The sequence below is a fragment of the Pseudomonas sp. CYM-20-01 genome (assembly GCF_023169845.1).
GTDB classification, from domain to species: domain Bacteria; phylum Pseudomonadota; class Gammaproteobacteria; order Pseudomonadales; family Pseudomonadaceae; genus Aquipseudomonas; species Aquipseudomonas azotoformans.
In genome coordinates this window covers 1,261,999-1,272,829 of the sequence record NZ_AP025169.1, presented here as the reverse complement: position 1 = coordinate 1,272,829, position 10,831 = coordinate 1,261,999, and the positions used below count along the sequence as shown (strand labels likewise).

Here is a 10,831-nt window from a genome sequence, read left to right as displayed (position 1 = left end):
ATTGGTCATTGCTCAATTGGAATATCGCATCGATGGTTGAAAAAAGGCGGGAGGTTTCACCTATTGGCGGCGAAGCTGAAGGCGCGAGTGGGCTGGCCCAAGCTAGGGCCGAGGAAAAACTTACGTAGTGTCAGAAACTAGTTGACCACTACATTTACCGGCTCTGTGGCATGACTCGGCCGGTGCGGCGTATTATTTCGCCGCCTCCCCGACAACCTGAAGCGGGGAACGACTGTCAAGGATGCCATCGTGACCCCTATTTTTCGCCCTGAATGCCCTGACTATCTTTTTCCATATCTTGCCAATGGCCCGCATGAACTGGGGAAGCGTTGGGAACTCGAAGGGTATGACAGCAGCCGTTCGGACGATGTTACGAGAAAGTTCAGACGCCGATTGGTGGAGGACTTAGTTCAGGTTTTTGGGCCGATCTGCTGTTATTGTGAGAGCTATGCTCATCCTGGAAGTGGCGTGATAGAGCGTCACCGGCCTCGAAGAGGCGTACGCGGAGAGAATCCGTATCTGCACCTTCATTCGGATTGGCGAAACCTTTATTGGGCATGCCCGGTCTGCGATCGGTATAAGGGAAATCGGTTTCCCCAGATGGGCTTGCCGCTGCCCGAGCGCCCCTATTTGGAAACAGTTGAGTTCGAGGAACCCGGGCTATTGGATCCTTGTCGAGACAATCCAGACGAGCATCTAGCATTCGATGAAACGGGTCAGGTGTCTGCACTTAGCGTTCGTGGTGACATCACCATCAAGCTCCTTGATCTAAACCGGCGGCAATTGATCCAGACTCGATTCGAGCAGGTACAGCTACTGCAGAGCACGGGCAGGATACATTCATTCGACGAGCATCCAGCACACAGGGCGGTATGGCGCCAGCTTGGAGAGGCGGGGAGAAATCAAGCCCGTCCCTATGGCTTCCCCGATGAGGTTCCAAGGTCCCAACAGTATTTCGATCGCCACAAGGAAGAGTCGCCTGTAGAGATAATCGACACTGAATCCAAGAAAGGCATGGGGTCTTATCTTGCGAAAGCGCAATACGTGACTCGGTTGGAGATCAAAAATTACGGGCCTATCCATCATCTCGATCTTAATTTGGAAGCCCCAGATGGGTCGAATGCCCCTTGTTACGCCTTACTGGGTGAGAACGGCGTAGGCAAAAGCACGGTGCTCAAAGCGTTAGCTCTTACGCTATCGGGTGAGGCTTACTCGAAAGCGCTCCGCCGCACGAGCAATAGATTGCTGGCGACTGGAGCGCACGAAGGTTCGGTAGTCGTCACCTTGGTAGGTGGAGATCAGGTCTCAATGAGTTTTAGACGCAACAAAAAGATTGAATTCAGCAACGAGCACTCTCGTTCACTCGTCGTGGCGTATGGCGCCACTCGGCTCTTGGCGACTGCGCGCCATAAATCAAAGCCCGGAAAGGATCACGCGAAGATCGACAACTTGTTCGACCCCTTCTTACCAATCAACGATCCTACCGAGTGGCTAAAGCATTTAGGTCGCGATCGTCTGGACGAGGTCAACGACGTACTGCGCAAGCTGATGCCCAAAGATCATCAGGTGCAAGTCATCGTCTCCGCAGATGCGTCTATCAGTCTCAACGTAAGTGGAGTCGAAGGGCGTCAGCTTCGTGAGCTCAGCGACGGATACCAGTGCATGATCGGCATGGCAGTAGATATTATGCAGGTGCTCTCGCAGTCAGAAGCGGCGCTTGATTCATCGGAGGGCATAGTGCTGATCGATGAACTCGGTAACCATTTCCATCCCGCTTGGCGCCTCCAATGCTTGCCAGCGTTAAGAGAAGCCTTCCCTGGAGCTCAGATCATCTACAGCACTCACGACCCCCTCTGCCTTCGTGGTTTAAAGGAAGGGGAGGTTGCGGTGCTTCGCCGAGACAGACTCAATCACATCTACGCGCTGGAAAATCTGCCCAGCGTCGCCAATTTCAGAGTTGATCAACTTCTCACCTCTGAACACTTCGGTCTACGGAGTACAGTCGATCCCGAACTCGACACCAAGATCGAGGCTTACGAAGAGCTTTTAAGCAAACCTGACAGGTCGGACGAGGAAGAACAATTGCTCGCAGATCTGGTTGCTGAGCTGACTGACACACGTTACCTAGGTGGCAGCCGTCGCGAAAGGATGGCCTTGCAGATGCTCGACACAACAGGAGCTCTGGACATACCTGTAGACGCTGCGGTAAATGTCCAACAGTTCACCGATTCGACGGTGTCGAAGCTCAAATTTCTCATGCAACAAGTAACGCCACTGGCTGGCCAGCCAGGGGCAAGCAATGATTAAAGTCGATCGCCCGAGAGATAGCACGCCACCTGACCTGATACTAAAAGGTCGTGATGAGCTGAGGAAACATTTGACGCTCGAACCTAAGAAACGTGTTTTCAAAGAATATTCATCCGAGCCAGTCAGGAAAAAGCTGACTGAGCTCTTTGGTCGCAAATGCATGTTTTGTGAGTCACTGTTAGCAGGAACGCAGTCCGGTGACGTAGAGCATTACAGGCCAAAAGGGAAGGTAGTTGTGTATCCCAAAACGACGGCAGTTGCAGCACACGTCATACCTGGGTATTTCTGGTTGGGAGCGAAATGGCCAAATCTGCTACTGGCATGTTCAGACTGCAATCGACCTAGAACACAGGATGATTTTGATGGCAATGCCCGAGTGATCGGGAAGGCCAATTTTTTTCCTCTTGCTGATGAGACTAAGCGCGCGATTGGGACGTGGCGGGTTCGCCAGGAGGAACCACTACTACTCAATCCCTGCATTGATGATCCCGCTGAACATCTTGTATTTCTGGAGGACGGGCGCGTACAGGCTCGATTGATTGATGGTGTGCCGAGCGCTAAAGGTGAAGCCAGCATCTACTACCTAGGACTGGCTCGCGCAGAGCTGCTTCAAATGCGCGCACGCCATGGTCGGATGGTTCGTGCTGCAATTCGTCACACGATAAGCGCCTTGAAGGAAGGCCGTGATCCTGGCGCCGATTTGGAAGACCTCGAAGCGTTCTTGATGCCTAAGGAACCATACGTCGCGTTCAGTCGCATGCTGATCTACAAGTACATGAGACAACATCTTGCAGCGCTGGGTTTGTCGGTTTGAGTGGAGGGCGGCGGCGCCGCTGATTGGTCGTTGCCGCCACTGACCATTGGCTAGTGCTCTGGGTTAACGAGTTATCGACTCTGACGGAAGAATGTTGTGAAGTGCGTGCGAGACGCTGGATTTAGATCAGCCTTCTGAGGCTCTAGAGACTTGCCCGCGACCCACAAAGCCAGATCGCCGAAAAAGCGCTGCACTAGATCGCCGTTTTGTAAGAGGAGGAGCTAGAAGTTCGCGAACTGGCACCAGGTGACCAGCAGCGAATACGGCGTGAAAAAACAGCGCCAATCATTGACGTACTTCATGCCTGGGGGATCGTTCAGAAGCAACTTGTGCCTGAAGGGTCGCGTACCGGCAAGGCCTGTTCAAGCTATTTTGAAGATGGCTGGCTCACATGGGAGTTGAGTGACGTAAGGCCAGTCGCATACCCTGTATCCGTGCGGGACTGGGTATCAACGAGGTGGATTTCCCATCCCCCAGAAAGACGATGAAGTTGAGCAAGATATGTTGGGCGGACGTTTACAATAATACGGCCTGAAATCGAATTCAGTTGGCGTTCAGCCATGAAAAATCCTGCAAACCTCGTCTTTTGCAGCATCCACCACAGATTCAGGAAAGTCTTTGAGAACTTCCTTGGGGGGCTTGCCGGCTAGCATTGAGTTCGAGGAGCCAAACCAGAAGGCCATTCCCCAGCCATCCTTCTTGCTCTCTAAAATAGCTACGACCTCAGCCAGGTCAGCCAGCGGCCTGTAGCCAGTCAATGGATCCAGTCCGTAGGCGGGGAAGTAATCGATGCCCTCATGGCGCAAGGCAAAAATCCTCCCAGCACGCTTCCATTTGTTGGGTTGCGAACTAGCATTGACTGTCTTGATCTGGGCAAGCTCCGCAACCTCTTGCGCAGTCAGCCAATCACCAGAGTTCAAGATCCGAGTTTTACCCATGGCGAGCATCTTCGCTTCACGCAGTAGGGAGGGCCGGACAGGTTTCTGAGGTATCAGCATGCTTACCAGCCCTGAGATTTTGTCTCGGGCAAGGGCTTCAGTTGAGCATTGAAGGCTTGGGCCATCAGATCAATCCCAACAAGGAATGCTGTAGCTTTCTCGCTAGAGAGGCCATGCAGTTGCACGACCCGTCTTTCGCTCACTCCACCTTTGCTCGTATGAATATTGATAGAAAGGCCACTTAAGCGCTTATAACGCTCGACAATAATTTCTTCAGTTGGAAGCGCCATAGCCACCACTTTGTGTTATCAGGGTTAGGGCTGAATATATAAAGTCCAAGCTAATCCTGCGAGGACCTTCGCGCAATGGCCGTTGGTAAGCTTATCTAAATAAACATTCTCGCGCCTGTCATCATCCAATACGCGGCGGCTTTCCTGCTAAGCTACCGATCGGTTCCAAATCCTGGTTGGTACTCGATACCGCATTGAGGAATCGGCTCGCGCGCCCCGATCGCTCTCCGAATACAAGACGCGCTTCTTGAGCATATTTTCCAGCCATCAGCGGTTTAATGAACTTGCTTTTTTTTCGCTTATTTTTTTGTTTTCGCATGACACAGCCTCACCATTACGATTGCCTAACCATTCGCGCTTATTTTGCCTAGGTCTATCGAGGTATTAGGATAAAGCACGGTATTTACATCGCAAGATAAGCATCTCAGGAAACGTCGTTTTCTTCATCGGGTAGATTCACCGCATTTACCATTGTAGTAATTACAATGGAAAGCCATGCTTGGTGAGCCATTAACTGAGAATCACACGCCCCCTCACCATTGGACGCTCCATACAGGGTTCGCCACTCGAGGACGTCTGTCAGCTCAACCAACGCGTTGTCGGTGAACAGAGCATCTGAAGCGAGACGATAGGCGTAGATATCCAAGGCCTCATCACCGTGACTCCTCGACCTTGCTCTTGCAAAGTCTAAAACTGCTTCCACAGTCCAGCGTTTTGAACCATTCAGCTGCGGCGGAATCGCAAGCTGCACACCGACGATCGCCTGCTCAGCGTAGGGTCGATCCAACTCGTTGAATAGGTCGGCAAGAGCTTGTCCGGAAGAACACTTAACCATCTCCACGGTTTGGTCGGGCTCATTGAGATTCAAGACGGCAACGATGAGCATCGTCGATGGGAGACGACTATCACTCTCGGCAGCCAAACAGTTTGTAGCGAATGAATGCTGGAACATAGATTTCGACCCTAAATGAACACTATAGATTGTAGCCCTATAGTATTCAAAAAGGCTTCATCGTTCCTTTTGAAAGGTCATTCAAAATGGAACTGAAGAACGCCTTCGCCATAGCTTTGCGCAAGACCAGGCTTCAGAGAGCATTGACTCAAGAGGACTTCGGGATCATCAGCAGTAGGACGTACTTAAGTACTTTGGAAAGAGGTCTGCGAAACGTCACCCTTGAAAAAGCTTCAGATCTTGCGAGAAGAATGGGAATGCACCCATTGAGCTTAATCGTCCAGACATTCTTGATAGCCGAACCCGGAACTGACTTTGATTCACTTTTTAAGCGCATCCGCACTGAGATTGATGCAGATCCAAATGTTAGTGCCGCCCCATATGACTCTTGAGCCTTCACGTCTCCTCAAGCGTCTAGAGCTAGCATGGGAGGGATCCAATCCGCTCTGCTCACTTTTCGTTAAAAACGCTTGACTACATTAGGCAAACCAGAAACTCATCGACCCCGGCGTATGTCCCGGCGTGTGCAACGCCACACCACAGCCGCAGGCCAACTCTTCATTATGCTCCAGCCAGCGATCTGGCGAAGGCACCGGGGTATAGGGCACGCGAAACATCTGGCATTGCATTTCCAGGTTGTCCCAAAGGAATTGATCTTCTTTGTGCAAGTGCAAGGTGGCGCCGGTCTTTTCCTTCAACTGGCCGGACGCCAGGAAATGATCGAGATGGGCATGGGTATGGATAATACTGACCACCTTCAGGCCCAGAGCATCGAGCCGCGCCAAGATGAGCTCATGGTTGCCACCCGGGTCGACCACGATGGCCTTTTTGCTGATGGGATCGCCGATGATGGTGCAGTTGCACTGCAAGGGGCCTACGGGGAAGGTTTCGCGAATCAGCATGGAAGCCGTGAGCGTCATGGGTGATCCTCTGAATCTTGGTCAATGCAATTAAACTATAACTTCGCGCGCATTATCGCCAGAATAATTGCACTTTAGAAAACAACATAAATGCTATTATTCTTTCACTTAGTGCCAAAAAGTGCAGGAATAACAGCATGGCTAAAAAGATCGCCCCCTTGCTGCCCCCTACAGAGCGTCTGCTTTCGGACCTCGGCGAGCGGATCAAGCTTGCGCGCCTGCGCCGAAAAATCACCGCCAAGCAAGCAGCTGAGCGCGCCGGCATGTCCCAGATGACACTTCGCGCGCTGGAGCGTGGTTCTTCGGGGAGTACCATGGGCGCTTACCTGGCGATATTGCAGGTGCTGGGCCTCGAAAAAGACCTGAACACCGTGGCAGCGGACGATGAGCTGGGCCGACATCTGCAGGATGCAACACTGCTGACAGGCAAGGCATCAACCCCGCGCCCGAATAAGCCGATGGCGTCAGAGAAAGTTACAAGAAACAACGCCATCGTTCGCAATAAGCCACTACCTTCAAAGCCTATGCCCCCTCCCGACAAGGGCACGATCAGCAGCGATGCACTGGCCGCACTGATCCCACCACGGCAAAGGACAGACACGTAATGACCATGATTGGGGTTTATGCCGACTGGGAAGGTATCGACGGCCCCCGGCGTCTTGGTTGGCTGCACGCAAGAAAAACCCGGATGACCGAAAAGTTCGAGTACGAAAGCGACCCTCTGGCATTGCAAGACCGGGTGCTGAGCGCCGTTCGGATCGATCCAGGCATCGGCCCCTATGCAGGCGCTCAGTTCCCCGTTGAGGGGCGAAACATGTTTGGTGTCTTCAGCGACTCCTGCCCGGATCGCTGGGGGCGATTGTTGATGAAACGACGCCTGGAACGCGACATCCGCGAAGGGCTATACGAGGCGAATACTCGGCTCGGCGAGTCGGACTATCTGCTTGGCGTACACGACCTCTTCCGCGCCGGCGCCCTACGCTACCGGCTGAACGATACCGGCAGTTTTCTCGATGATCAGGACGCCATTGCCGCGCCGCCTTTTGTCGAGCTGCATGCGCTGGAAAGAGCCAGTCGCGAGCTGGAAAACGACTCGGATAATCAGGCCCCAGAAGGCCGGCAATGGCTACGCATGTTGATTGCACCCGGCGGTTCCCTGGGCGGCGCACGTCCGAAAGCCAGCGTCGCCGACCACGATAACCATCTATGGATCGCCAAGTTTCCCTCGACCCGCGACACCTACGATGTGGGCGGCTGGGAGCTGGTCGTCAACGCCCTGGCCAAGGGCTGCGGCCTGAACGTCGCCTCGGCGATCGGCAAGCGCTATGCCAGCGACTTTCATTGCTTCATGGTCAAACGTTTCGACCGGACGACTGCTGGGGGCCGCCTGCACTTTGCATCCGCCATGACGCTCACAGGCCGAGTCGATGGTGACGACGCCAGCTCAGGCGCAAGTTACCTGGAGCTAGCTGAAGTGCTGATGCGCAGCGGCTCGAATACCGACCAGGATCTGCAAGAGCTGTGGACGCGCATCGTTTTCAATATTCTGGTTTCAAACACCGACGACCACTTGCGCAATCATGGCTTTATCCTGGAGCCAGGCAACGGATGGCGCCTTTCGGATGCGTATGACTTGAATCCCACGCCACTGGGAGACGGCCTGAAACTCAATATCACCGAATACGACAATGCGCTGGATCTGGAACTGGCGAGAGAAGTCGCCGGTTTCTTCCGTGTGAACCTTGGGAAGGCGGATGAAATCATCGCTGACTGCATCAACTCAGTCAGCCATTGGAGGACTGTGGCTCAAGCGGTTGGTCTTTCGCAGCGAGAACAAGACTCCATGGCCGCGGCTTTCGCAAAAGCCCAGGCCTAGCCAATCAACCTCAGCTCCTGCGCCCGCGCCACCGCCTGCGTGCGCCGCTCGACGCCCAGCTTGCTGTTGATGTGGCTGGCATGGGTCTTCACCGTATGCAGGGAGATGAACAACCGATTGCTGATCTCCTGGTTGGAACAGCCCTGAGCGATCAGTTGCAGCACGGCCAGCTCCCGTGCGCTCAAGGTTTCTTGAGTCGACACCGCCTCCACCACCAAGGCGGCGGGCAACAGCGCCAGCAGGCTCTCGTTCAAGAGGCCATGGGGGTCTTTGGCGAGTTGCTCGCGCATCCAGTCCGGGTGGTTTTCCAGCAGACGCTGGAAAGGTTGCAACGCGCCACCGACCCCCGCCTCCAGCGCCTGGGCCAGCACCGGACACGCCTTGGCCTCCTGGCCGCTCTCCAGCAGCAACTGCGCCTGCTGGGTCAGCGCCATGAGGGCGATCATCTGTCGCCCACTGAGATGCGCCTGCTGCGCCAGTTCATCAAGCCGTTGCAGCGCTGCAGCCGGTTGGTGGCGCGTGGCATCCAGCGCAGCCTGTTGCAGCCCGATATGCTGTGGCAGGTGCGGGTGGAACTCCGGTGCGGCCGCAGCGTGTTCGCCGTTGTAGGTCTGCCCCAGGCGGGTCAGCCAGGCGTCGGCCAGGTCGGTGCGGCCCTGGGCCAGCCACAGCTCGCATTTGATCAGGGTGATCATCGCCAGGTAGTAGATCGGCGGCACGTCCCAGATATGCATCAGGCGCTCCGCCTCGGCAAGTTCGGCGAAGGCCTTGGCGAAGTCACCCCGGCGCCCTTCGAAACTGGCTATCACGCAATGACCGATCAACACGCTGATATCGCGGCAAGCACGGGCTTCGGCGAGGCCGGCGCGCAAGCGAGCGAGGCCGGCTTCAGGCTGGAGGCGCACCAGCAGCAAGAAACCTTCGTAGAGCGATAACCGCGCACGTACTGCGTACAAGCGTTGCGGCGCCAGGCCATGCAGGCGCTGCAAGCCCTGGCGCACCTCATCCAGGGAACGCAGGATTTCGCCGCGTGCCTGCAACACCCGCGCACGGTCGTAATGGGCCAGGGCCTCGAATAACGGGTTGCCTACCCGCTGCGCCAGCTCAAGGGATTCACGATTCAAACCACGGGCGCGCCAAAGGTCGGCATCGACGATGGCCAGGTTGGAGAGCGTCGACAGGCACATCAAGCGCTGGCCGTAACGCCGTTGCGGCAGGCTTTCCAACGCTTCGCTGCAATAGCGTTGGGTCAACTCACGATCCCCCCTGCCTCGGGCGATGATCCCACTCAGTGCCAGCCACTGCGCCAACATCGATTTTTGCGCGGTGGCCGACGGTGCCGGCAGGAAGCGGCTGAGGTAGCTTGATAACTCTTCCGCCGCGTCCAATTGGCAAGCCAGGCCCAACGCCCAGCTGTACAGCACGATCAAGCGCGGCGTGCTGATCAGCAGGCTATCGGGCAAGTCCATCTTCCAGCGCAGCAACATGCCCACATTCTGCTCGGCCAGCAGTTGTTCTTCGGACAGGTTCTGCACCAGGTTGGCCGCCACATCCAGGTGCCCGGCACGCAACGCCTGCTCCACCGCTTCATCGATCAAGCCCTGGGCATTGAACCAGCGGCACGCACGCAGGTGCAGGCTGGCGGCCGGCAGTACATGGCTACTGGCGCGTCGGGTGCGCAGCAGGTCAGAAAACAGGTGGTGATAACGGTACCAGTGCCCCTGTTCGTCCAGAGGCACCAGAAAGACTTGATGGGCTTGCAGGTAGCGCAGGATTTCGGCGCTGTCGTGAGCTTCACGCAAGGCATCACAGAGTTCGCTGCAAAAACGATCCTGCGGGGCTGTATCGTACAAAAACGCCTGTACTTCGGCCGGCAGACAGTCGATCACTTCTTCAAGCAGATAATCGCGGATCAGCCCTTCCCCGCCGTGCAGATTCTGCGGCAAGCCGCCATCGCTGCCGGCCTCGGAGGCGGCCAGCAACCAGAAGCGCAGGCCGGCGACCCAGCCTTCGCTGCGGCGGATCAGATTGTCGAGCGCTTCACCGCGCAGGGAACTGCTGTGGCGATCCAGCAGGGCCAGTGATTCGTCGTGCGTCAGGCGCAGGTCCTGTTCATTCAACTCCAGCAGGTGGCGCGACAGGCGCAGGCGCGCCAGATGCCAGTCCGGGCGCTGACGACTGGTGACCAGCACCACCAGGCCATCGGGCAGATGATTAAGGAAAAACTGCAGGCAGCGGTCAAGCACCGGCCCCTGGGCCAGGTGATAGTCATCCAGTACCAGCAACAGCGGCGCACGGGTGGACAGGTGCACGGCCAGCTCGTCGAGCAGGCCATCCAGCCATTCCTCAAACGCAAAGGGCTGGTGACGCTGGCGCATTTTCAGCAGGCCCAGGGACTGGGCGCCGAGTTGGGGGAAAAATTGCTGCAGACCGTCGAGCAGGCGCTCGAGGAAACGCCCTGGGTCGTTGTCCCGTGGACTCAGGCCCAGCCACAGGCTGTGCCAATGGCTCGGCAGACTCTGACAGAACTCCACCGCCAACGAACTCTTGCCGAACCCGGCCGGCGCGCTGACCAGCAACAGGCGCCCGTCCAGCCCGGCGCTCAGGCGTTCGCACAGGCGCGCTCGCAGCACGTAGCCGTCAGGCAGGGGGGGTCTGTAGAAGCGACCTTCCAGGGTCGGGATTACCGCACTGGCAGGCCCTTGGATTCGGGACAGATCAGTCATCGCCGGGC

Annotated in this window: 10 protein-coding genes and 2 pseudogenes; 6 read left to right on the top strand and 6 right to left on the bottom strand. The window is 56.1% G+C overall.

The genetic code is table 11. From position 1 onward, the window contains the following. Positions 1-600 precede the first annotated feature (600 nt). The 3 genes and pseudogenes from M2497_RS05640 to M2497_RS05630 form a co-directional block, all read left to right on the top strand. Positions 601-2,307 carry an AAA family ATPase gene (locus tag M2497_RS05640; RefSeq protein ID WP_078046922.1) on the top strand — a complete coding sequence of 569 codons (1,707 nt, stop codon included), beginning with the start codon at positions 601-603 and terminating at the stop codon, positions 2,305-2,307. Next, entirely contained in the window at positions 2,300-3,121 is an 822-nt protein-coding gene (locus M2497_RS05635; protein WP_248486234.1) for a hypothetical protein, read from the top strand. Before M2497_RS05640 ends, M2497_RS05635 begins: the two co-directional genes overlap by 8 nt. A 164-nt stretch (positions 3,122-3,285) precedes the next feature. Then, positions 3,286-3,465, top strand: a pseudogene (locus tag M2497_RS05630) (IS66 family transposase); the annotation flags it as partial. A 210-nt stretch (positions 3,466-3,675) separates the two neighbouring features. Here M2497_RS05630 and M2497_RS05625 read toward each other — a convergent pair. The 4 genes from M2497_RS05625 to M2497_RS05610 form a co-directional block, all read right to left on the bottom strand. Then, entirely contained in the window at positions 3,676-4,119 is a 444-nt protein-coding gene (locus M2497_RS05625) for a hypothetical protein (protein WP_119735346.1), read from the bottom strand. A gap of 2 nt (positions 4,120-4,121) precedes the next feature. Then, entirely contained in the window at positions 4,122-4,349 is a 228-nt protein-coding gene (locus tag M2497_RS05620) for a hypothetical protein (protein WP_177413649.1), read from the bottom strand. A 121-nt stretch (positions 4,350-4,470) separates the two neighbouring features. Next, positions 4,471-4,668 carry a hypothetical protein gene (locus M2497_RS05615; protein WP_078046919.1) on the bottom strand — a complete coding sequence of 66 codons (198 nt, stop codon included), beginning with the start codon at positions 4,666-4,668 and terminating at the stop codon, positions 4,471-4,473. 105 nt (positions 4,669-4,773) lie between these two features. Then, positions 4,774-5,301, bottom strand: a complete 528-nt coding sequence (locus M2497_RS05610; protein WP_234451996.1) for a hypothetical protein — start codon at positions 5,299-5,301, stop codon at positions 4,774-4,776. 86 nt (positions 5,302-5,387) lie between these two features. Here M2497_RS05610 and M2497_RS05605 point away from each other — a divergent pair, with 86 nt between their 5' ends. Next, positions 5,388-5,693 (top strand): helix-turn-helix transcriptional regulator, encoded by a 306-nt coding sequence (locus tag M2497_RS05605; protein ID WP_078046917.1) that lies wholly within the window; start codon positions 5,388-5,390, stop codon positions 5,691-5,693. Between the two features lie 6 nt (positions 5,694-5,699). Here the strand turns inward: M2497_RS05605 and M2497_RS05600 are convergent. Continuing rightward, a pseudogene (locus tag M2497_RS05600) lies at positions 5,700-6,221 on the bottom strand (MBL fold metallo-hydrolase); the annotation flags it as partial. A 137-nt stretch (positions 6,222-6,358) separates the two neighbouring features. Between M2497_RS05600 and M2497_RS05595 the strand changes: the two are divergent. Together M2497_RS05595 and M2497_RS05590 are read left to right on the top strand one after the other, a co-directional pair. Beyond that, entirely contained in the window at positions 6,359-6,826 is a 468-nt protein-coding gene (locus M2497_RS05595; RefSeq protein WP_248486233.1) for a helix-turn-helix transcriptional regulator, read from the top strand. After that, complete coding sequence (locus tag M2497_RS05590) at positions 6,826-8,097, top strand: HipA domain-containing protein (RefSeq protein ID WP_248486230.1); 1,272 nt, start codon at positions 6,826-6,828, stop codon at positions 8,095-8,097. The genes M2497_RS05595 and M2497_RS05590 overlap by 1 nt, the downstream gene beginning before the upstream one ends. Here M2497_RS05590 and M2497_RS05585 read toward each other — a convergent pair. Then, positions 8,094-10,823, bottom strand: coding sequence for a LuxR C-terminal-related transcriptional regulator (locus tag M2497_RS05585; protein WP_248488172.1), 2,730 nt, complete (start codon positions 10,821-10,823; stop codon positions 8,094-8,096). The genes M2497_RS05590 and M2497_RS05585 overlap by 4 nt on opposite strands. Positions 10,824-10,831 lie beyond the last annotated feature (8 nt).